Here is a 22,271-nt window from a genome sequence, read left to right as displayed (position 1 = left end):
AGCTACGCGGAGGGATCTACTTTGGAAAAAATCGTTGTCCGCGGCGGTAAGGCATTAGCGGGAAATGTAAAAATTTCAGGCGCGAAAAACGCCGTACTTCCGATTATTGCAGCATCCATTTTAGCGGAAGACGGAATTAGTGTAATTCATGAAGTACCAGCGCTGGATGATGTTTATACGATTTGCGAGCTGCTACGGACATTGCAGGTTGACGTTACATACGAGAACGAAACGTTGACAATTGATGCTACGAAGCTTAACAGTATTGAAGCTTCCTATGATCTAGTCAGAAAAATGAGAGCCTCCTTCCTCGTAATGGGCCCGCTTCTTGCCCGGAAAGGAAAAGCTCGCATCGCGTTGCCAGGTGGTTGCGCAATTGGTACAAGGCCTATTGACCAGCATCTTAAAGGTTTTGAAGCCATGGGGGCTAAGATTGAAATTGGTCAAGGCTTTATTGAAGCTCAAGTAGATGGCCGCCTAAAAGGGGTCAAAATCTATTTGGATATTGCCAGTGTGGGGGCAACTGAGAATATCATGATGGCCGCATCTCTTGCGGAAGGCATCACAGTGATTGAGAATGCTGCAGAAGAGCCAGAGATTGTTGATTTGGCAAATTTCTTAAATAGTATGGGTGCGAAGATTCGTGGCGCTGGAACAGGTTCTATCCGAATTGAAGGGGTAGAACGTCTGAAAGGCTGCACACATTGCGTGATCCCTGACCGAATTGAGGCAGGAACCTTCATGGTAGCTGCCGCAATTACAGGTGGAGACATTTTTGTTGAAGGCGCAATCTGTGATCACCTTAAGCCAATCACGGCCAAATTGCGAGAGATGGGCGTAACTGTAGAGGAACAAGAAAACGGGGTTCGCGTATATCGCAACGGCCCACTGAAAGCAGTGGACGTCAAAACTTTACCGTATCCTGGATTCCCGACTGATATGCAGTCACAGATGATGGCCTTGCTCTTGGCATCTGAAGGCACAAGCATCGTCACTGAAACCGTGTTTGAGAATCGCTTCATGCATGTGGAAGAATTCCGCCGTATGAGCGCGAATATCAAGATCGAAGGCAGAAGTGCTATTATTGAGGGTGGCATCAAGCTGACAGGCAGCAAGGTATGCGCGACTGATTTGAGGGCAGGAGCTTCCTTGATTCTGGCTGCCTTGATTGCAGACGGAGAAACAGAAGTAGGCGGCTTGCATCATGTTGACCGTGGATATGTGGACATTACCGGCAAGTTCCAAGCGCTGGGCGCCAACATTGAGCGTGTCAAAATCGTAGAGCAACCTGCCGCCGAAGTACGTGAAACCAAAACACAAGCAGTGAAAGTGAATTTATCTCCTAATTTTGCGTAAAACGATAAGGTGAGGACTTCCCATGGTGGAAGTCCTTTTCTATTTTATTTGTCTATTGGATTTAGGAAAAAGTAAACTTCTTTACTTTAGGTAAAGGAGTTTACTTTTTTCTTCTATTCGCGCCAGCCCACAAGAAAAGAGCTTCGTCCCCTGCGAGCTTCCACAGAGCGAAACAGGGGACGAAGCTCTTTTCCCTGTAAAATGTTTTTTACTAGAATCTTCTGACGTTCAGCAGTAAAATTTGTACGATGTCTATTAGATATTGATCAGGATGGAGTGAGAGAATGGACAAACAGAAACAAAGAGAATTGCTTCGTCTATTGGAAGAGGACAGTCGACTCTCAGTTGAGCAAATGTCTCGATTGTTAGCCACTACTCCTGAGGAGATAGAACGTACAATCCAAGCGTTGACGGAAGAGAAAGTCATTGTCAAATATCCGGCGATTGTTAACTGGGAGAAGGTTGACGATAATCCGTTCGTTACAGCGATGATTGATGTAAAAGTGACCCCTAAGCGTGACGTTGGTTTTGATGAGGTAGCCCAAAGAATTAGTCGTTTTCCTGAAGTAAAAGCGGTTTATCTCATGTCAGGCGCGAGCTATGATTTGTCGGTCATTATTGAAGGCAAAACGATGATTGAAGTGGCGAACTTCGTCTCACAGAAGCTGGCCACATTGGAATCTGTAGTATCTACAGCTACTTCGTTTATCTTGAAACGATACAAACATGATGGCATTATTCTGGAAGATCGGGATGATGACAGAAGAATGGTGGTTTCTCCATGAGTAAGCAACAGTCTATCAAAAGCCGATTGTCTCAGACAGTATCGGAATTGAAGCCTTCGGGAATTCGCAGATTTTTTGACCTTGCCGCTTCGATGGAAGGTGTCATTTCATTGGGAGTGGGTGAGCCCGATTTTGTGACACCTTGGAGAGTGAGAGAAGCATGTATCTCATCACTTGAGCGCGGATATACAGCCTATACCTCTAATGCTGGGATGATTGAGCTGCGCAGAGAAATCTGTCGTTATCAGGAAGAACGATTTGGCACTTCTTATCACCCGGAGACAGAAGTGATTGTGACGGTAGGGGCAAGTGAGGCGATTGATATTGCGCTTCGCACGATTATCGATCCCGGTGATGAAGTTCTCATTGTTGAGCCATGCTATGTTTCCTATGAGCCTGTAATCCGCTTGGCTGGCGGTGTACCTGTTTTTCTGCGTACTTCAGCTAAACATAACTTTAAGTTAACAGCGGAAGAGCTGGAAGCCAAGATCACGAGCCGGACCAAAGCGATTATCTTCTGTTACCCTAATAATCCAACAGGCAGCACGATGAGTCATGAAGAGTGGAAGCCTCTGTTGTCGATTATCGAGAAGTATGATTTACTCGTTCTCTCCGATGAGATCTATGCCGAGTTATCGTACGATCAATCGCATCAGAGCATCGCTTCCTTGCCAGGAATGAAAGAGAGAACGATCTTAATCTCCGGTTTCTCCAAAGCTTTCGCTATGACTGGCTGGAGACTCGGCTATATATGTTCGCCTCCTGACCTTTTGGCTGGAATGTTAAAAATCCATCAATACACCATGCTGTGTGCTCCTGTGATGGCACAGATGGGGGCACTCGAAGCCCTTCGCCATGGTCAGCATGACGTAGAGAGAATGGTTGAGAGCTATAAACAGAGACGCAACTTCGTGGTAGATTCATTCCGCCAGATCGGTCTCGCCTGCCATGAGCCTGAAGGAGCCTTCTACGCTTTTCCATCTATTCAATCAACGGGTTTATCCGCCAATGATTTTGCGGAAAAATTGCTGCTAGAGGAAAAAGTGGCAGTTGTGCCTGGAGATGTTTTTGGCGAGAGCGGCGTTGGACATATTCGTTGTTCTTACGCGACTTCACTAGAACAGCTGGATAAAGCCATGGAACGAATCGGCCGCTTCGTTTCTCGACTCTCCTAACTCTTGTTACGTTCTATCCTCCTAAACGGTTACATAGACTGTAATGGTCAGTTTGTCCAGTAACGTTTAGGAGGATGATTTTTTTATGAAACGAAGCATTCTATTTCTTGTCATCATACTTCCGATTCTCCTTGTGATCATGCCTGCCTCCCTCGTTTTCTATTTTTCTCCCAATGAGAGCCCAACTCCGGGAGTTAAGAAGAACCCTCCGACGCATACACTAGACAATCATCCCATTAAGGTGGCCGTCTACCGAACCGAGAAAAAACAGATTGAGTCGCTCCCTTTAGAAAGGTATATTGAAGGCGTTGTTTCAGCGGAGATGCCAGCCGAGTTCGAACTTGAAGCGCTGAAAGCCCAAGCTCTGGCAGCAAGAACCTATATCATCCGCCGATTGAAGGAAGGAAAAATCGACGACGCTCCACAAGGGGCCCAAGTCGTAGATACGATCAAGCATCAGGCCTATCTCGATGATCAACAGCTGAAGGAGAGATGGGGCAATCTGTATCAATGGAAAAAAGAACGAGTTGCCGAAGCGGTGAAGGAAACCTCCGGAGTGGTTCTGACTTACAAGGGGGAACCTATTGACGCGACCTTTTTTTCCACCAGTAATGGTTTTACCGAGAATGCGGAGGAGTACTGGAATCAAGCCATTCCGTATCTGCGGAGTGTAGCAAGCCCGTGGGATCGTGAATCGCCTAGATATCAGGAAAAAATAAGTTTATCGATCCAAGACTTTGAACAGAAAATGGGAGTTCGTCTGGACCAAGCAGCAAGCACTGGGCAAAGCTGGTATACGGTTCTGGAGAGAACAACAGGCAACCGAATTGCGAAGATACGAATTGGAAATAAGGAGTTTACCGGCAAGGAGACGAGGGAACGATTGGGACTGAATTCCGCCTCGTTTACTTTGGAGCGGGACGGCAATCAGATTTGGGTGACGACTCACGGCTATGGACACGGTGTGGGGATGAGCCAGTGGGGAGCGAATGGCATGGCCAAATTAGGGAAAAAAGCGGAGCAGATCGTCAAGTACTTCTACCAGGGAATCTCTCTGCAAAACTATCAGAATGTCTTAAAAGGATAACCCCAAAAATACATTTTTTTAATTTTCCCTTGTTTCTCAGGTTTATACGTCACAATTCTGGCGATACTGAGGGATGAGGTGATAATAAATGGAAGATCAAAAAAATCCAAATCAACCAATTCCTTTTAAGAAAGCATCAGCATGGAAGACATTCCTGGGTAAGAAGTGGGCTTTTCCAGCAATCTACATCGGTTCTGCAGCAATCATTCTCGCTATTGTGATGTGGTATCAAGGAAATGCGACGAACCAAATTCTCGAGAAGTCTCAATTGTTTAACGGTGTGTCGCAAACCACTCCACAGACAACTGACCATGAAGCTCTAACCGACAAGAATCCAGAGGCAGTACCTGTAAGCGGTACAACTCAACCAATTTCTTGGCCAGTTGCCAAGAACGTGAAGTATGAATTAGGCATGAGTTTCTTTGATGATCAGGAAAGCAAGGAGAAACAAGCTTCCGCACTCGTGAAGTACGATGACTCCTATATTCCGCACACAGGGATCGATATCAAGTCCACAGATGGCAAGTCCTTTGATGTTACAGCCTCATTAGCCGGAAAAGTGACAAAAGTCGATCCAGATCCACTCGTCGGAAATATTGTGGAAATTGAACACGCGAACAAAATGGTTACGGTTTACCAAAGCCTGGAGAAAGTCTCTGTCAAAGTGGGCGATCAAGTAACTGCCGATCAGAAAATCGGTACAGCAGGCCGTAACGTATTTGAGAAATCACTTGGATACCATCTGCATTTTGAAGTTCGTGTAGACAACAATCCGGTGAACCCAACTCAATTCCTTTCGCAAGAACCTACCCAAACTCGATAATACATGCAAAGATACCTGTCGTAACGGCAGGTATCTTTCTTTTATTCGATCAGTGCGCACCTTTTCGTTCAATTTTTTCAATGCTAAAGCGAGTTGTACACGCCTTTTTAAAAAAGAATTGGAGTTGTCAGCTTGTCAGGCTTGGAAACGTAGAATATGTGTCCGCCCCTACCCATATATTGTAACAGACAATTCCGATAAGGGAGGCGAGGGGTGTGCACGATTACATCAAAGAGCGAACCATCAAGATAGGGAGATACATTGTAGAGACACGCAATACGGTTCGCATGATCGCCAAAGAGTTCGGTGTTTCCAAAAGCACAGTGCACAAGGATTTGACCGAGCGGTTGCCAGAGATTAACCCTGAACTAGCGAACCAGGTAAAAGAGATTCTTGAATACCACAAAGCCATTCGACATTTACGGGGAGGAGAAGCGACCAAAATCAAGTACAAGCGGAAAAGCAAAAAAGTGAGGGTGGAGCAAGAAGAAAGTGTATAGTCAAATTGTCTTATCTTTCTAAAGGATTTCCTTGTCCTGCCACGAAAATCATCCTATTATTAGATGTAGCAATGTTAATGGTACAGGGAGGCCCTTATGTTTAGTAAAGATATCGGTATCGATTTAGGAACAGCGAACGTATTAGTCTACGTCAAAGGGAAAGGAATCGTTCTTGACGAACCGTCTGTAGTGGCTATAGATAATCAAACAAAAAAGGTTCTGGCTGTAGGACATGAGGCACACCGCATGGTCGGTCGTACGCCGGGGAACATTGTCGCGATTCGACCATTGCGTGATGGAGTCATCGCTGATTTCGAGATTACGGAAGCAATGCTTAAGCATTTTCTTATCAAAATTGGCGCGAAAAGCATGTTTGCTCGCCCACGCATCTTGATTTGCTGCCCGACGAACATTACATCAGTAGAGCAAAAAGCCATTCGTGAAGCAGCAGAGCGAAGCGGAGGAGCGCGTGAAGTATATATTGAAGAAGAGCCTAAAGTGGCGGCAGTTGGAGCGGGCCTGGACATTTTCCAACCATCTGGCAACATGGTCGTTGATATTGGTGGGGGTACAACAGACGTGGCTGTACTATCGATGGGAGATATCGTCACCTCCTCTTCCATTAAAATCGCCGGCGACAAATTTGACCTCGCCATCATGCGGTACATAAAAAGCAAGTACAAACTATTAATTGGTGAACGTACTGCAGAAGATATTAAGATGAACATTGGAACAGTTTCTAGTGGACGCCAGGATGAAATGGATATTCGCGGTAGAGATATGGTGACAGGATTGCCACTAACCATTACGGTTCATTCCGCAGAAATCCAGGAAGCCCTGGCTGAGTCTGCGAGTGCGATTGTACAAGCTGCCAAATCTGTTTTGGAACGCACACCTCCTGAATTATCTGCCGATATCATTGATAAAGGCGTGTTTATTACAGGTGGAGGTGCTCTTTTGCATGGTCTGGACAACCTGTTGGCGGACGAGCTTAAAGTCCCTGTTTTAGTAGCGGAAGATCCAATGATGTGTGTGGCGAAGGGTACAGGCATGATGCTGGAATACCTTGATCGCGTACCTTCCTATAAAAAAAGCAAGTTCTTTTCCCGATAATAAAAGATAAGGCTTTTTTTGAGAATGAGCAGGGGGGAAACGAATGATTAGAGGGTTGTACACAGCGGCATCTGGTATGCTTGCTTTGCAGCGTCGTCAGGAAGCACTATCTAATAATCTCGCGAATATTAATACTCCCGGCTACAAGGAAGAAGAGGGAGTCATTCGTGCGTTTCCTGAACAACTGCTCTCTCGTATCCGGGACAAAGAAGGGCCGGATGTACAAGGATGGCCTACACTTCCAGGACAACCTGTGCCAATTGGCAAATTGCATACGGGAGCTTTTATGCCTGAAGCGCTGCCGATTTTTACGCAAGGGGATATTGAAGAAACTAAACAGCCTTACGATTTGGCGTTAACCGATAATTTACCGGTTGATCCGAATAATAAACTCGTGGTGAATGGCAAGGAAGTTCAGCCTCGTCTCTTTTTTGCTGTGGCCAAAACGGATAACCCGCTTCAACCAGTAGATCCGGCCAATATTCGCTATACGCGGAATGGAAGCTTTTCTGTCAATCCACAAGGATATTTGGTAACGCCGGATGGATACAACGTATTGGACCGACACGGTGTGCCTATTGCCGTCAACAATATTGATTTTCAGGGTAACGGGACAAAGGTCAATTTTGGCAGCACCCTAAAGATTACGGAAACTGGCGCGATCTATGCACCTGATCCAAACTCTCCTGGCGAGCCTTTAATGCAACTAAAGGAACTGGATGGAACTCCAGCCCGCATTGGACTCAAAGTGGTGAACAATCCTTATCAGCTTGTAAAAGAAGGAAACAACGTCTTTCGTTGGGCGGGGGACGGGCAGCCGACCAATGCTGACGACAACCCTGCTTACGACGGTTATTATGCGGTTCGCCAAGGCTGGGTTGAGCGGGCGAATGTTGACCCTAACCGGACGATGACCGATATGATGACAGTGCTTCGCGCCTATGAAGCCAATCAGCGTGTACTTACAACAATTGATGGGACTCTGGAAAAGGCGGCAAATGAAATCGGCCGTGTTAGTGGGTAGAGAGGAGAGGTAAACGACGATGCAATCCCTTAACATTTCTACTGCGGCACTTCGCAGTGTTCAGCAAGCGATTGACAATAGCTCGAATAACCTTGCGAATGTTGACACGATTGGCTATAAGCGTAGAGGAGTTACTTTTTCGGAGTTGTTGGTCGATAACTTGAAAGAACAACCCTATACGGATAAAAATCGTACTTCTCCAGCGGGCCTTCGTATAGGAAGCGGAATAAAAGTAGGGCTTACGAAACTGGACACTACGCAAGGGTCTGCTAAAATTACGGATATTCCATCCGATTTAATGATCCAGGGAGACGGATATTTTCTCGTTAGTCATCGCATTTTAGATGGCAATGGCGTTCTGCAGCGGGAAGAATATCGTTTAACGCGTGATGGTGCGTTTCATGAGGTGAATTCTGAAGCGGATCCCACAGGTTCGTACAACCTTGTAACCTCATCTGGGGATGTTCTGGTGGATGACCGTGGTATTGCCATTGAGATTCCTAAGAGCAAGCAGTATAAGGTGGAACCTAACGGTGTTATTTCGCTAAATGGTGATCGCGCGAGTGGACTTCGCATTCCTTTGTGGGAAGTTCCGAATCCGGATCAGTATGTTTCAGTTGGCAATAATGAATACGCGATTAAGCTGCCGAATGGGGAAACCAACCCAGGGAATGTCATGAGTGTCTTGAATGACCCGAATCGACCTGAATTCAATTCGAACAAGACTCAACCACAAATTCGTCAAGGGGCATTGGAGATGTCCAACGTCGACATGAGTCAAGAAATGTCCCAATTGATCATCGCGCAGAGAGCCTATCAAATGAACTCGCGTGCGGTCAATATTGCGGATCAGATGATGGGCATAGCGAATTCGATTCGCAGTCGATAATTTGAAGCTCAATACGGAGGAAATTTGGAATGGTCCAAAGTGAAGGTCGTCGCTTTTCTGCGGAAGAGCAGGGAGACGACAAGCATTCTGCTAACAGAAGACGTAAACCATGGGCTGGCGTCCTAGCAAAGCTAATGTTGGTTCCCTTTCTCCTGCTTTTTTCGTTGGTCGTAGGATTGGCGATAGGTTATAGCGTCATTGGGAAACAACCTGTTTCTGAAGTTTTGAGCCTGCAGACGTATAAGCACATGTATGATTTGATTTTTGCTGGGAAATAAGTAGTTTGAAGAGCTCTTGCGGAGACAAGCTCCATAGAGCTCTTTCTTATTTTATATAGGCACCATAGTTTGAGGTTGAATTCTTTTATTGATGCTTATTGAAATAACAGAGTATAATACATAAAGCGGTTTTTTTGCTGGAAAAAAATCACTTCTAACCTGATTGGCAGAACTGTGGAGGGATAAAATGGTGAATGTACCGAATGCGCTTACCGTTTTCCGCATCATGTTAATCCCTATCTACTTATATATTTTCTTTTCTGACCGACCGTATCATTTGGAGATCTCCTATTTCATCTTAATTTTTGCGGGCATCACGGATATTGTTGATGGTTATATTGCTCGTACCTATAAGTTGATTACGGATTTTGGCAAGATGATGGATCCATTAGCGGATAAGCTGATGATGCTTACTGTCATTATCTCGTTCTTTTTAACCGATCGGATAAGCTTATGGGCAGCGTTGTTCTTTTTCGTTCGTGACGTTAGCATGATTATAACCGCCGCGATCTTTCACTTTCGCGGTAAGAAAACAGTTCCCGCCAATGCGTTTGGAAAGCTGACGACGGTCTTGTTTTACCTTGCTTTTACTCTGCTTATGTTCCGTTCGAACGATGGTGAACTGGTATTATGGATTGTCATTGCGTTATCATTTGTGACCAGCGCTATTTATCTGGTAAAATTCAGGTTGCTAAATCGCGTTTTATAAGCATTATGGTTTCGTAAGACTTTTATGGAAAATATAGAGAAGAGCACTTCCGAGAAGAAGTGCTCCTATATCTCAACCCCGTTCTCCAAGGAATTGGAGAGGGGACTACACATAGCATAAGTTGAAGTGGATAAACTCATACACGCCATTATTTAGATAAAAGGAGATGTTACAATTGAACCTTACCCCTGTTTATGACGTCATGCAAATTCAGGAGATCCTTCCCCATCGTTATCCTTTCCTGCTTGTAGACCGCATTATAGAACTGGAAGTGGGCAAACGAGCTGTTGGGTTGAAGAACGTAACGATTAATGAGCCGTTTTTCCAAGGGCATTTTCCTAGCTATCCAGTAATGCCGGGTGTTTTAATCGTTGAAGCGTTGGCTCAAGTTGGTGCGGTTGCTGTCCTAAGTATTGAAGAAAATAAGGGTAAAATCGGCCTGCTTGCGGGAGTAGACGGTTTCCGTTTCAAGGAACAAGTAAAACCAGGCGATACATTGGAGCTTGAGGTAGAGCTTACCCGATTGCGGGGTTCCATTGGAAAAGGCCACGGTATAGCTCGTGTAGCGGGTAAAATTGTAGCAGAAGGCGAATTAATGTTTGCTTTGCAATAAGATCAAACACATTCAGACAAGCTGAAAAATGTTGGTGATTCGAGCCGACATGAGGAATTTGTCTTGAATGTGTTTTTCTTTTGGAGTAGAATGTCTACGGTGAAACATTTTTATTTCGTGACAACGTCATATACGTAGTGAAGGGTGGAGGCATCGGTAACGTGAAAGTTGTTAGAATTCTCGGTGTACCGTTTCAAACAAACGGCTTTAATGAGACGGTGGCAGATCTAACCGCCCGAATCCAATCAAGGGAGCGCACACATGTAGTGACGGCCAACCCTGAAGTTGTGATGATTGCCAATGAAGATCAACAGTTCCGGCAGATCGTAGAACAAGCCTATGTCGTTCCTGATGGTATAGGAATTGTCTATGCGGCCAAGATCCTTGATTACCCCATTACAGAACGGGTCACGGGGATTGAGCTACTAGAAGGATTAATGGAACAAGCCAACAAACATGAGTGGAAGGTATTTTTACTTGGAGCTTCACCTGAAGTAAACAAACGCGCATCCACAGAATTAGCTCATAAATATCCAAATGCAAGAATTGTAGGTGCGATAGACGGCTACTTTACACCGGAAGAAGAAGCGAAGATCGCTTCGGAAGTAGCGGCGAGTCAGGCAGATATCTTATTTACGGCACTCGGAGCACCGAAACAAGATGTGTGGATCTCGAAATATTGGGATCGACTGCAAGTCTCCCTGGCCATGGGAGTTGGAGGCAGTTTTGATGTACTGGCCGGTACAGTGAAGCGCGCTCCATCGATTTGGCAAAAACTTCACCTCGAGTGGTTGTATCGTTTGATGAAGCAACCGTCCCGTTGGAAAAGACAGTTAGCGATACCTCGCTTTATACTAGCAGTGTTACAAGACAAAAAACGATAGCGATTGATGTGATAAGAGAGGAGAACCAAAATGGTTGTCGATAATATCCTGGGGTTCTTAACCTCGTTAGTAATCGCTTTTATTGCTACACCTTATGTAAAGCGCCTGGCGGAAAAAGTTGGAGCAGTGGATTCCCCGGACCATCGTAAGGTGCATACGAGAATTATGCCGCGTATGGGTGGTTTAGCGATCTACTTGGGTTATGTTGTGTCGTTTTTCTTGTTCGTGCCATATCAAACCAAGACTGAGATGTTAGGTATTTTTCTTGGTGGAACCATTGTTTTGATAACAGGAATGTTAGATGATAAATTTCAATTGTCTCCGAAGTGGAAGCTGCTTGGTCAGTTAATTGGAACGGCTGTGGTAGTTATTCCATTCGGATTGAAAATAGGAGTAGTCCATTTGCCGTTCGGAGATAATAGTATTGACTTCTCTGATGGCTGGCTGGCTTTATTGGCTATTCCAATCACGATGTTTTGGATTGTAGGTGTAACCAATGCGGTCAACCTGATCGATGGATTGGATGGTTTATCGGCAGGTGTATCCGCAATTGCGACAGCGACTATGGCTGTAATGGCCTTGATTATGGAAGATACGAATGTGGCCATTTACTGTTTTGTGCTCTTGGGAGCTATTCTTGGCTTCTTGTACTTTAACTTCCATCCGGCTCGCATCTTCATGGGCGATACCGGAGCGTTGTTCTTAGGCTTTAATTTAGCGGCACTTTCGATTATGGGCTTTAAAGAAGCGTTGTTTGTTTCCTTTATCATTCCGATTGTTGTGCTTGGCGTACCGCTTTGGGATACGTTCTTTGCTATTATTCGCCGCATTGTGAATAGACAGCCGATTTCGGCACCAGATAAAGGACATCTCCACCATTGTATGCTCAAAATGGGCTTGTCCCACCGAGCTTCTGTGATGGTGATTTACGGAATCAGTATTTTCTTCGGGGGTACAGCAATCCTGCTGACCAAGGTTTCGACCGTCTTCACGCAGGCCAAACCAGCCTTCTGGTACTCGATGATTATCCTTGGTGTAATGATCTTCGCCATTCATATGGTAAGCGAGGTAATAGGCTTGATTGGACGTAAATATCGTCCGGTGATCAACACCTATCGACGTATCAAAGGGTTCGGAGACGAGAAGAAGTAATTGAAGAACTGGATTACTAAACACACAGCCACTGATCAGGTCGTTTCACCTGATAGTGGCTTTTTTATTAGGACATTAAGAAAAATTGGAACTCCCCTACTATCTTGTGGGATGATAAGATTATCTAAATGCAATGGTAAAGGAGCGAAGGATTATGGAAAAATTGCTCCAAGAACTACTGAACAATTTTAAAAGTGAATTATTAACGGACGTACGGCAGATTGTAAAAGAAGAAGTAACGGACATAAGGGAAGACGTCAGCGGGTTAAAAGAAGACGTAGGTAAGCTTAAGGAAGACGTCAGCGGGTTAAAAGAAGACGTAGGTAAGCTTAAGGAAGACGTCAGCGGGTTAAAAGAAGACGTAGGTAAGCTCAAGGAAGACGTCAGTGGGTTAAAAGAAGATGTAGGTAAGCTCAAGGAAGACGTTAGTGGATTGAAAGAAGAAGTAAGTGGACTTAAGCTGGAACTCGGTGATTTGCAAGGTGAAGTAGGCGGGCTTAAACACGACCTTATCGAACTGAAACAGGATGTCTCCGTGATCAAAGAGACAATGGCTACCAAAGATGATATTAGTTCCATTCACAAGAAACTGGACATCATTTATGCTCAAGTCGCACATAACACGGAACAAGAAGTACTCACCCACGAAACCGTTAGTCGAGTCGATCAACTCGAAACAGATGTGAAACTAATCAAAAAGGCGATCGCAAATCAATAATCTAAACCTTTAGTGTATGAGTCACTCCGTTGAGTGGCTTTTTATTTTTTTAGGCCGGAAGTAACATCGTCAAAAAAATTGTCACATCTAGTCGAGACAAGCTAACAGGAAGCCTACTTTTTGCCGATACAGAAAAGAGTAGCTATAGAATTGTGAGATGAATCGTAGAAAAATTTTAGGAGGGGAAACATGGTTAGGAAAGCGTTTATGGTGCTGCTATCCTTTGTGATGGTACTAGGCACTCTCGTCACATCTTTTCCAATGGGAAAAGCGTATGCCGAGAACTATATTGACTTTGATATTTCTCAGTTAAATAGTACTGGGATTAAAAATCCTTACGAAAACAACAGCTCCAAAATCGATTTGAGCGCAACCCTCAATAATGTAGATGGTGGAAGCGTATCTTACGTGATTGAACAAATCGTTGATCCGAATACGAATCCACCACGTGTTGATCAGAAGACAACAAGTACCAAGGCAGGTATCCTGATCAACGGGTCCAAGATGAATGTGGTTGGACTTAAGCTTTTTCCGGGACTAAACCGCGTTACATTTTCGGGGAATAGCGGTGGGGCTACTATTACACAAACCGTGTACATTAGCTATATCGATGCTCCTAACATTACGAACTTATCTATTTTCGGTGGTTCTGGCGGTAAAGAACTTCGTATCAAAGACAAATCCGACACCGTAGTAACACCTGAGTATGTGAGCAACCTTTCGAATGGTACGATCTTTATCAAAGGGAACGCACCTAACGTAAAGCAAGTTACTGTTAACGTAATTGATGTAACAACCGGTCAGAAGAAGGGTGTTACAGTATCTGTTTCTTCCACTGATTCGAGCTTTATTACTTCTGGATTAAACTTAGTTAAAGGGAAGAATCGCTTGCAGTTTATTTTGCAAAACGATGATCAGTATGCAGAAACGTATCGTGATTTGGTTTACTATAATGGGGACGTCACGTTCTATAATGAAGAGTTGACGTTAATGTACGATAAAGACGGAGATGGGATTATTGATGATAAATCAGTTGATCCTGGTGAAACCAAATCCCAGAGCTTGCGTAATTACTCCCCATTCTCAGTTTTCCAAGGACTTATCGGAGGTGTCTCAACAGACAACCGAGACAACGTAAAGCTCCAAGGCCGAGTAATCGTTCCGAACAGCTATACTCCAGACCAAGTTCCTCTTCGTGTAAATGCCGTTTACATGAAAGCAAAGGACTTCTTGCCTACTGGTACAATTACCAATGACGTTGATGAAAAAGAACAAATTGTTATTGAATTCAATAAAGCAGTAGATAACAATGGTGGAACGTATACGGCTGATGATATTAACAAGTTGATGCGTTTCTACTATGTTAAAGGTGAGAAAGCAGGTACTCCAGGGAAAGTATTGGAGGTTCCCGCACTTGATACCAGAGACCCTTCTAACAGTAACCAGACAATTGGGGATTGGAATGCGACCAACACCGTATTTACAATTACTTTAGGTTCAGCTGATGTCCAGAAATTCCGTAGCGCATGGTCTAATACTTCAGCAACACCTAGTAGTTCAGATGTTACGAAGCCGTTTATCTTGTTCAAGCAGAATCTTACAGCAAAAGATGGGTCGCCAGGAATTGGGGCAGCTCTTACGATTGATCAGAACCCGACAGCCTATGATGAACTAGTTATTCGAAGTGATGAATCACCGTTAACCAAGGGTGACGTTCTACTAGTTGGTTACAGAAACGATGGGACTGCAACGAATGCTATCAACGATGCCAATGCGAAGCAACGCTGGGTATTGTATGGAGAAGCCGGAACGTTAAATCCAGGCACCAAGCGAGAACAGGTTCATGTAGTTGGTATGCCGGATACGGTAATCGACGAAAATGCACGCATTGTAGATGCGAAATTATGGGCAACTGAAACAGCGACCCCTGTTGTAGATGCTACAAGTCAGGTAGAGATATCTGTACCTCCTACTGCTCCTAATGCAGATAATTCATATACAATCGTTATGCGTCGCCAAGATGGAGCGCCTATCGGAACGGATCTTGGATTGGTTGCTGGTGACCTCGTGAAGTTTGGATCAATTTATGCGATTGTTGCCCAAACTCCAGCACCGACAGGAAGTTCTTTAAAGGTCTATGCCCCTCTAGGTACCACCTTTAATCCTGGAGATGACTTGTTTAAGATAAGTTATGCTGCCAAAGCTGGCGCTGAATCTCTGGGTGATGATACTGGTCGTACCATTGGACAGCAGAAGATCAACTCAACGTTTAATGGAACTGTAACCCAAGCAAATGCTCGACTCTCTTTAAATGTTGGTAGTGAAGGTAATGTTGTTCGTTTTGATCCAAACACGATTTCATCTGGAGATCTTTTGAAGATAGGTAACGAATATGTAATTTCTGGACTGCCGTACGCATCTGCTGACGGTGTTACCAAGTCTCAACTTGGTGACGGGTCTTCTAACACATCTGTGTCGATGTTACCTGTTTTGGGATTGTCCGGAAAGGTCCTATCCAATGATACGGTAATTCAACAAGTTACAGCGACTGCTTCAGATTCTTTTGGTCTCGGAGCTATTACCGTTAACGGCAATCAACGTGTCGGTATGGACGGTAAAGTGAAGTTAAAGATTAATGGTGGTACCTTTACGAATACAAACAGTGTAAAAAGAAACGATCGTATCAAAATCACATCTGGCGGTAAGACGTTCTACGCATTGGCAACTGAAGATGTTACCAACAAGACAACGATGTTGAATTTGCTCTCACCACCGAATGCCTTGTTGCCTGATGGAGCAATAGTTCAACGTATAACTACCGAAACAACCTCAAACATAAACAATAGTGGACAAAATGTTACCGTAAAAGGCCAACTAGGTCTAGGTGCTCCAGGAAGCTTAAACACACCGACTGGTAATGTAAGCTTTATGCCAGGTAACCTGGGATACTTCGTTGCCGGTTCATTTGACAGTACGAAGCCTTCCATTATCAAGGCAACTATTGTACCGAACACTACTGGAACCTATAAAGTAGACGAGGGCGAGACCATTGAGGTTTATTTCCAAGACCCTAAAGGAGACCTACGCCGTTCACCAAGTAGTGTGAACAGTAATATCGTTGTGGAAGGTAAATACGGTACAGGAAATGGTAATCGCGCCACACTTCCTGAACTAGGATTACAAACAAGCCTTAACTGGCCAGGTAATCCTGGTAACAACCCGATGATGCGTGTCCGAATCGAAACCAAGGGTGATTCCTTCTTCGATGACTATGGTTACCTTTCTTTAAACGGTACGTATCCGATGACAACCAGTGGTGCGTCAATGCCAGTGAATAACTTGCCGATAACAGGATCTTTAGCGGCAACGGATACTCGTTTCTCGATGGTTCTGTTGGGTAACACGTTTGACGGGGATCCGCGTTCACCGAAACCAGATGTAAATAACCTCATCGGTTCAGTCCTTGATCCGAATTTCGTGGCAATTGATGATAATGGGGTTGTTCCCAATTATGAAGCGAAGCTCGTCTTCCGAGATGCGGCAACCAGAACGGTTATTACTACGATGACTGATGTGAAGCTTCGTGTAATTAAGGGGGAAAGCTATAAGGAATCGGATCCTTACTATGTGTTCCAGTTTGAATCTTACAATCCTGATATCACTGCACCGGGTGGATTCCTGCCTGCTAGCGCTAGAAACTTCAACACCAAGTATTTGGTCGAAGTAAGCGCCATTAATACAACTCTGTCACCTGCTGACTATCAGGGAACACAAGAGGGCGAATTAAGTTATAGCTTGGAATTGCCGAACAAGCCATTCCTGAATGACATTAACTTCTTGGCGAAACCACAGGTAAGCAGTACACTTACACAAGCAGATTTATTGAATCTAGGCTCCGCAGCGGCATCTGGTAAGTTTTCAAGATTAACGGATAATACATCCATATATAATACTCCGTTTGCACTTGAGTTCCAGGTTGTCGATTCGAATAAGGATGACTTGGTTGCAGGTCAAGGTGATCTGTATACAGATGTCTCTAAAAACAATACCCAAGACCCGGCAAAGCCAAATAACTTTGATGTACAAATCACATCGACAAGTTTAAGTGGGGATACGGTTGATTTAACGTCGTATAATGCAAATGCATCTACTTCATCAAACGTGTATAAATATCTTGAAACATACCAAACGTTTGGTGCGAATGGTGACGCGAAAGCAGCATACGACCAATATGACTCGACCAAAGACGTTACGGGTGATAATCGCAAAGACGATGTGAAACGGATTGTTCTTATGCTGAAGGAACTTCCTTTTAGCGGAACCCAAACGCTTAAGTTTACCTTTACTTACAATAACAATGGTTCTTCAGGTACGTACACAATTGAGCGAGTAGTGAACTATGTCTCCGGTCCATATGTGAACTTCGACACGATGTATGATGGACAAGTCATTAACCGGGATACGACGGAAGACCGTAATACTTTGGTCAATAATATTATGGTGAAGGCTTTGGGTAAATTGCGTGGGGAACTCCGCAATGTTGATCTTAAAGATACAGCTCTCTTTAAAAAAGGTGACGCCAAACAAAAGCTTTACTTGTATGTAAATAACTATGAGGTACCTCTTATGCAAGAGAGTCCAGCCAAACCCAATCGATTTATCGTGGATGAGACGGATACTCCATTATCAACTATTTATGATCAGTTGAAGGCTGGAGAAAACAAAATTCTCTTCTTGTATAAATCTAATGGTCCTAACTCTCAGGATAAGGATATTTATAAGAAGGAATTAACGATTCGCATAAGTTCAACCAACATTCCTAAGCTTCCAGCTGACGGTAAAGATATTTATCCTTACCCAATCGAGTTCACTCAGCCGAAGAAGGATACGAAGCGCTTCCCAGGTGCTGATGGAATTTACACAACAGAAGAGAAGAAATTGAATGTATATGGAGCATTCGATTTCATTGACTTGGGAACTAACCGTTCTATCATTGAAAGCAAACTGGCTTCGCTTCAATCTGGAGCTACTCCGCAAGCCTCTAACTACATCTTGGAGATTAAACGTAATGATGGGGTTACGTGGACTTGGGATTTAACCAAGCGTTTTTCGGATGACGGAGGAACGACCTATAATAGTGGGTCTAACATCACACCTTCTGGATTGAGCGTTTCTTATGTGAGAAGTACACAAGACTTTGAGTTTGTCATCAGCAATCAGGAAATGCCAAAGGATGGAACGAAGCTTGTATATTCCATCCGAGTGTACAATGCCGGAACATCTGGTCCATATGCGGCGAAATCGCTTGAGATTTCTTCCAAGGTAATGCCGTATACCATCTTGCGCCCAACCAAGCAAGAGTTGGCCGGTTCCATCAACCGTAACTACGTGGAAGTTGTAATTGAAGCCAAAGGAGCTGACTCTGTACTAGTTGACAAGGTACAGGCGAAACAAATTGACTTCGACGAGAATAATGACGGTGACAAAGAATACAAAGACGTCTTCAAAGCGACTGTAATGAACCTGAAGCCGAATAAGAAAAACACCATTAAATTCACGATTACCAAAGGTGCGGAGAAAACAACAGGTTCGTTTGACATCATGTATGCACAAGATTTGATTCCTGGTGCTCAATGGATGGAGCCGATGAAAAACGCTCACAACGTCTTTAATGGAGCAGTTCAGCTCACTTTCCCGAAAGACACCTACCTGCGCCGGATGGATCCGAAGAGCCCGAACAAGTACAAAACTCAGGTTTACGCAGACCATTCGTTACTCTTTGGTATCGCGAATCCGGAAGACGGTGTAGTCGACCGTTATGATTATCAACAAGTACCATCTAGCTTCCGAACCGATGTAGCACTTGGTAAGCAATTGTTGCAAGCTTCCTTTGATCGACAGCATTTCATCCAAATTAGTCCAATGTACTGGATTGATGGCGGACAAGCGGATAATGAAGATACAGAAGCATACGATGACGTAAAAGAAGGGTTCTTGCCTCACCAGCTTCCATCTTCAGACTTGCCGAACTTCAATAAGCGCCAAGATGATTTGATGGTTGTTCCGACTCAACGAGGTAAGATCAAGATGAATTATGACAAAAACGTTGTAGCGGATGCGTCTATGTGGATTACCGTATTCCGTTTCGATCCTGATGAGAAAACATGGACCGATATTGGAGGTATAGTAGATCCGAAGAAAGGACAAGTTATTGCTAACTTTGACCGATTTGGATATTATGTAGTAGCTAAGCTGTCTAATTCATTTAACGATATTTCACAGCATAGCTACGCACGTAACCATACCGAAGCAATTTATGTAAAAGGTATCTTAAAGCCAAAAGGAGATAATGAATTCGGGGTTGATGTAAACATTACCCGTGGAGAATTTGCTGCCATGATTGTACGTGCGTTGCAAATTCCTCTGAACTTCGATCCGGATCATTTGAACTTCGATGATGTACCATTGGCGTATACATCCGACAGCCTGTACGATTATCGTTATATCGAGACGGCAGCTAACATGGGTATATTACGCGGATCTTCACCACGCATATTCGAACCAGAAAAACCAATTACCCGTGAAGATGCATCAGTCATTTTGGCTCGAGCATTACAACTGAAACAAGATACCGATCCTGCAAAAGTTACTAAAGATTTACAGAAGTTGTTTAAGGATTACAATTTAGTTTCTTCGTACAGTAGATCAGCAGTACTTTCGATCGCGAAGAAGAAGTATGTAAACGGTTCGCCGGTTGATGAGAAAGATCCGAAAAAAGGCTACATTTTCGAACCAAGTGCATATTTGTTGCGCGGAGATGCATCCATCATAATGGCTAACATCATGAAAGATTTGAAGACTTTACCACCAATTAATTCAGTACGTTAATCTTACCCAAAAAAGACTTCCTTGGAGCTCAAACTCCTCGGAAGTCTTTTTCACATAATGCACACATAATGCAAGTAAACTGTTCTACTCGTCATCCCCAACCGCCTCAAACGGCACCTCTACATACTTCTTCTCCCCGCGTACAATCTCGGCTTGTCCGTTCGTCAAATCGGTCATACGCTCGATAAAGGCGTCCTCTTCACCGTTGGAAATTTGCACGGTAACGGCCACCTTATCCGTATACACCGTATTAGCGACACGCTCATGTCCGATGCGAAGCTCATTCTCGACTTTCCCCCACCAGTGGTAGTCTACCGTAATCGTCACATCCTGATGGAGAATATGAGCGACGATTCCTGCTCCTTTTAAACCCGCTACAGTCCCTTGGGTATAAGCGCGGACCAGTCCGCCTGCACCTAGCTTAATCCCGCCAAAATAGCGCGTAACGACACAAACGGTATCCTTTAGTCCATTTTTTTTTATACACTCGAGAATGGGCTTCCCTGCGGTTCCGCTAGGCTCTCCGTCGTCACTGGAGCGTTGAATTTGATCATTTTCTCCAATTACGAATGCGGAGCAGTTATGGGTTGCGTCCCAATGCTTCTTTTTGATGGAGTTAATGAAAGCGACAGCTTCTTCTTCTGTCGTGGCACGGTTTACGTATCCGATGAATCGGGAGCGTTCAATAATAATTTCCCGCTCACCATATCCGGCAACTGTCTTATATTGCGCTAGCATCCGAGCATCACCTCATGTCAAAGCATAGCCAGTTTTTTCCGAAGATGCAACAGATCTGAAATCCGGAACGTCTAATATACGTAATTCTTCTGTAAGGCGAATCGCTATCCAACGTTCAAAATTCCAATCACAGGATAAACAAGTGTTTAACCCGGATTTAACCTATGCTATAGTGAGGATGGTAAGATTCTCCTGATAAAAAACCTTTTTTCTATATAAAGGAGTGAATGTAATGAATTTTCCATATTCCAAAAAGGCGATGCTATCCCTGGCTTTGGCGACAGCAGTAATAGCTTCTTCCAACGCTGCCTGGGCGGCTTCTGCCACTCAACCTCAACCAGCAAAAACTGCAACAGTAGCGGATGCGGCGAAACCAGTAAATTCCAGTGTAACAAAACCAAGTTCAACTGCGTCAAATTCTGTAGCGCAGGAGTTAACAATGTCCCAGGCAGTTGAGCAAGCACTTAAAACAAACTCCAGTATTCGCTCACTGCGTATTGATATCAACTCCGCCGATCTTAATTCTCGATTGGTTTATGCGAAAGTAAAAGATATTTCATCGGATTATATCGATAATCTGGACCTGGCGACCACCAAGTATGTTAACAGCGCCAAAGCCGACTCTGCTAAAAAGGTAAATCAGCTCTTCCTGAAAACCACTGAAAGCGGAGTGAAGCTTGGGGCCGAGAAAGCTTACTATGATCTATTGAACGCACAGAATGATTTGGAACTCAAACAGCAAAGCCTGAAACGCGCCGAAACACAATTGAAAGTGGCGCAATCCGCTTTTAAAGTGGGTACGCGCGCTAAAACCGAGGTGTTGCAAGCGGAAGCAGGACTTGCTAGGGCTCAAGCGCAGTTGGCCGTTTCCCAATCCACTGTGGAAGTCAATCGTATGCTCTTGAACCAGTTCATTGGAGTGGATATCAATAGTAAGTGGACGCTTAAAACCGATGATCGTCAAACTCAGTCTTCCCAACCATCATTGGATCAGGCGGTTGATACAGCTTTGAAACAGCGCCCTGAGATTGTGCAAAGAGAAGAAGAAATTAAAATCGCAGATCTTAACGTGGAGATGATTAAAAAATATCTCTCGATTGCAACATATCAAGGTGAAATGGCTGTGAACAGTGTGGAAAAAGCCAAAATCTCTTTGGAAGACGAAAAAAAGGGGATTGAAGTAGAGGTAGCGCAAGCCTACTACAGTCAGCAAGCTGCCAAAACATCTATAGAGGCTTACCGCAAGGCGAAAGAAGCGGCAACCGAAAACTATCGTTTGACAAATCTTCGCTACGAGAATGGGTTGGCGACGGCACTGGAAGTAATTACAGCAGAGGAAGACCTCTCCACTCAAGAGAATCAGTACCAGCAAGCCCTTCATAATTACAATCTAGCGGCTATCAAATTCGACAATGCTCTAGGTAATTAGACAACTGGAAAAAGATTGTCGATGACTTATCTGTAGCCTAACTCTATAATACGATTTAAGAGCCGTAAAAGCGCATCATATCAACGAATGCGACTCTTGGAAAAATTTTT

At 44.2% G+C, this 22,271-nt stretch carries 18 protein-coding genes; 17 read left to right on the top strand and 1 reads right to left on the bottom strand.

Annotation, left to right across the window (positions count from 1 at the left end; translation table 11 throughout):
• Window positions 1-21: 21 nt before the first annotated feature.
• From murA to ACQCN2_RS10065, 16 genes are all read left to right on the top strand, one after another.
• Entirely contained in the window at window positions 22-1,356 is a 1,335-nt protein-coding gene (gene murA, locus ACQCN2_RS10140; RefSeq protein ID WP_426928791.1) for a UDP-N-acetylglucosamine 1-carboxyvinyltransferase, read from the top strand.
• Window positions 1,357-1,640: 284 nt separating this feature from the next.
• On the top strand, window positions 1,641-2,141 hold the full coding sequence (locus ACQCN2_RS10135; RefSeq protein ID WP_426928790.1) for an Lrp/AsnC family transcriptional regulator: 501 nt from the start codon (window positions 1,641-1,643) through the stop codon (window positions 2,139-2,141).
• Window positions 2,138-3,316: an aminotransferase gene (locus ACQCN2_RS10130; RefSeq protein ID WP_426928789.1), complete on the top strand. Its 1,179-nt coding sequence runs from the start codon at window positions 2,138-2,140 to the stop codon at window positions 3,314-3,316. Before ACQCN2_RS10135 ends, ACQCN2_RS10130 begins: the two co-directional genes overlap by 4 nt.
• 85 nt (window positions 3,317-3,401) lie before the next feature.
• Entirely contained in the window at window positions 3,402-4,403 is a 1,002-nt protein-coding gene (gene spoIID / locus ACQCN2_RS10125; RefSeq protein WP_426928788.1) for a stage II sporulation protein D, read from the top strand.
• Between the two features lie 88 nt (window positions 4,404-4,491).
• The gene (locus ACQCN2_RS10120; RefSeq protein ID WP_426928787.1) at window positions 4,492-5,226 is read left to right on the top strand and encodes a peptidoglycan DD-metalloendopeptidase family protein; all 735 of its coding nucleotides are present in this window, start codon (window positions 4,492-4,494) and stop codon (window positions 5,224-5,226) included.
• 215 nt (window positions 5,227-5,441) lie between these two features.
• Window positions 5,442-5,726: a sporulation transcriptional regulator SpoIIID gene (gene spoIIID, locus ACQCN2_RS10115; protein ID WP_426928786.1), complete on the top strand. Its 285-nt coding sequence runs from the start codon at window positions 5,442-5,444 to the stop codon at window positions 5,724-5,726.
• 96 nt (window positions 5,727-5,822) lie between these two features.
• Window positions 5,823-6,839, top strand: coding sequence for a rod shape-determining protein (gene mreB, locus ACQCN2_RS10110; RefSeq protein ID WP_426928785.1), 1,017 nt, complete (start codon window positions 5,823-5,825; stop codon window positions 6,837-6,839).
• Between the two features lie 43 nt (window positions 6,840-6,882).
• Complete coding sequence (locus ACQCN2_RS10105) at window positions 6,883-7,863, top strand: flagellar hook-basal body protein (RefSeq protein WP_426928784.1); 981 nt, start codon at window positions 6,883-6,885, stop codon at window positions 7,861-7,863.
• A gap of 19 nt (window positions 7,864-7,882) precedes the next feature.
• Window positions 7,883-8,752: a flagellar hook-basal body protein gene (locus ACQCN2_RS10100; protein WP_426928783.1), complete on the top strand. Its 870-nt coding sequence runs from the start codon at window positions 7,883-7,885 to the stop codon at window positions 8,750-8,752.
• A 29-nt stretch (window positions 8,753-8,781) separates the two neighbouring features.
• The gene (locus ACQCN2_RS10095) at window positions 8,782-9,030 is read left to right on the top strand and encodes a DNA-directed RNA polymerase subunit beta (RefSeq protein WP_426928782.1); all 249 of its coding nucleotides are present in this window, start codon (window positions 8,782-8,784) and stop codon (window positions 9,028-9,030) included.
• A gap of 190 nt (window positions 9,031-9,220) precedes the next feature.
• Window positions 9,221-9,739, top strand: coding sequence for a CDP-diacylglycerol--glycerol-3-phosphate 3-phosphatidyltransferase (gene pgsA, locus ACQCN2_RS10090; protein WP_426929043.1), 519 nt, complete (start codon window positions 9,221-9,223; stop codon window positions 9,737-9,739).
• A gap of 202 nt (window positions 9,740-9,941) precedes the next feature.
• Window positions 9,942-10,352 (top strand): 3-hydroxyacyl-ACP dehydratase FabZ, encoded by a 411-nt coding sequence (gene fabZ, locus ACQCN2_RS10085; RefSeq protein WP_426929042.1) that lies wholly within the window; start codon window positions 9,942-9,944, stop codon window positions 10,350-10,352.
• A 161-nt stretch (window positions 10,353-10,513) separates the two neighbouring features.
• Window positions 10,514-11,236, top strand: coding sequence for a WecB/TagA/CpsF family glycosyltransferase (locus ACQCN2_RS10080; RefSeq protein ID WP_426928781.1), 723 nt, complete (start codon window positions 10,514-10,516; stop codon window positions 11,234-11,236).
• A 30-nt stretch (window positions 11,237-11,266) separates the two neighbouring features.
• Window positions 11,267-12,388 carry a glycosyltransferase family 4 protein gene (locus ACQCN2_RS10075; RefSeq protein ID WP_426928780.1) on the top strand — a complete coding sequence of 374 codons (1,122 nt, stop codon included), beginning with the start codon at window positions 11,267-11,269 and terminating at the stop codon, window positions 12,386-12,388.
• A 154-nt stretch (window positions 12,389-12,542) separates the two neighbouring features.
• Entirely contained in the window at window positions 12,543-13,106 is a 564-nt protein-coding gene (locus ACQCN2_RS10070; RefSeq protein ID WP_426928779.1) for a hypothetical protein, read from the top strand.
• A 189-nt stretch (window positions 13,107-13,295) separates the two neighbouring features.
• Entirely contained in the window at window positions 13,296-19,994 is a 6,699-nt protein-coding gene (locus ACQCN2_RS10065) for an S-layer homology domain-containing protein (protein ID WP_426928778.1), read from the top strand.
• 84 nt (window positions 19,995-20,078) lie between these two features.
• Here ACQCN2_RS10065 and ACQCN2_RS10060 read toward each other — a convergent pair whose 3' ends face one another.
• A complete protein-coding gene (locus ACQCN2_RS10060) occupies window positions 20,079-20,732 on the bottom strand; it encodes a YigZ family protein (RefSeq protein WP_426928777.1) in 654 nt (217 codons plus the stop codon).
• A gap of 232 nt (window positions 20,733-20,964) precedes the next feature.
• Here ACQCN2_RS10060 and ACQCN2_RS10055 point away from each other — a divergent pair, with 232 nt between their 5' ends.
• Window positions 20,965-22,161: a TolC family protein gene (locus tag ACQCN2_RS10055; protein ID WP_426928776.1), complete on the top strand. Its 1,197-nt coding sequence runs from the start codon at window positions 20,965-20,967 to the stop codon at window positions 22,159-22,161.
• The last annotated feature ends 110 nt before the right edge of the window (window positions 22,162-22,271 follow it).

Origin of the sequence: Brevibacillus ginsengisoli, assembly GCF_050113715.1 — a bacterium.
In the GTDB taxonomy this organism is placed as follows: Bacteria; Bacillota; Bacilli; order Brevibacillales; family Brevibacillaceae; genus Brevibacillus_H; species Brevibacillus_H ginsengisoli.
This window is presented reverse-complemented; position numbering and strand designations above follow the sequence as displayed.

Coding starts and splice junctions, on each gene's coding strand:
- ACQCN2_RS10100 (WP_426928783.1), top strand. CDS start 7,883: ATGCAATCCCTTAACATTTCTACTGCGGCACTTCGCAGTGTTCAGCAA.
- mreB (WP_426928785.1), top strand. CDS start 5,823: ATGTTTAGTAAAGATATCGGTATCGATTTAGGAACAGCGAACGTATTA.
- ACQCN2_RS10065 (WP_426928778.1), top strand. CDS start 13,296: ATGGTTAGGAAAGCGTTTATGGTGCTGCTATCCTTTGTGATGGTACTA.
- ACQCN2_RS10130 (WP_426928789.1), top strand. CDS start 2,138: ATGAGTAAGCAACAGTCTATCAAAAGCCGATTGTCTCAGACAGTATCG.
- ACQCN2_RS10075 (WP_426928780.1), top strand. CDS start 11,267: ATGGTTGTCGATAATATCCTGGGGTTCTTAACCTCGTTAGTAATCGCT.
- ACQCN2_RS10105 (WP_426928784.1), top strand. CDS start 6,883: ATGATTAGAGGGTTGTACACAGCGGCATCTGGTATGCTTGCTTTGCAG.
- fabZ (WP_426929042.1), top strand. CDS start 9,942: ATGCAAATTCAGGAGATCCTTCCCCATCGTTATCCTTTCCTGCTTGTA.
- ACQCN2_RS10055 (WP_426928776.1), top strand. CDS start 20,965: ATGAATTTTCCATATTCCAAAAAGGCGATGCTATCCCTGGCTTTGGCG.
- ACQCN2_RS10070 (WP_426928779.1), top strand. CDS start 12,543: ATGGAAAAATTGCTCCAAGAACTACTGAACAATTTTAAAAGTGAATTA.
- ACQCN2_RS10120 (WP_426928787.1), top strand. CDS start 4,492: ATGGAAGATCAAAAAAATCCAAATCAACCAATTCCTTTTAAGAAAGCA.
- ACQCN2_RS10060 (WP_426928777.1), bottom strand. CDS start 20,732: ATGCTAGCGCAATATAAGACAGTTGCCGGATATGGTGAGCGGGAAATT.
- spoIID (WP_426928788.1), top strand. CDS start 3,402: ATGAAACGAAGCATTCTATTTCTTGTCATCATACTTCCGATTCTCCTT.
- ACQCN2_RS10095 (WP_426928782.1), top strand. CDS start 8,782: ATGGTCCAAAGTGAAGGTCGTCGCTTTTCTGCGGAAGAGCAGGGAGAC.
- ACQCN2_RS10135 (WP_426928790.1), top strand. CDS start 1,641: ATGGACAAACAGAAACAAAGAGAATTGCTTCGTCTATTGGAAGAGGAC.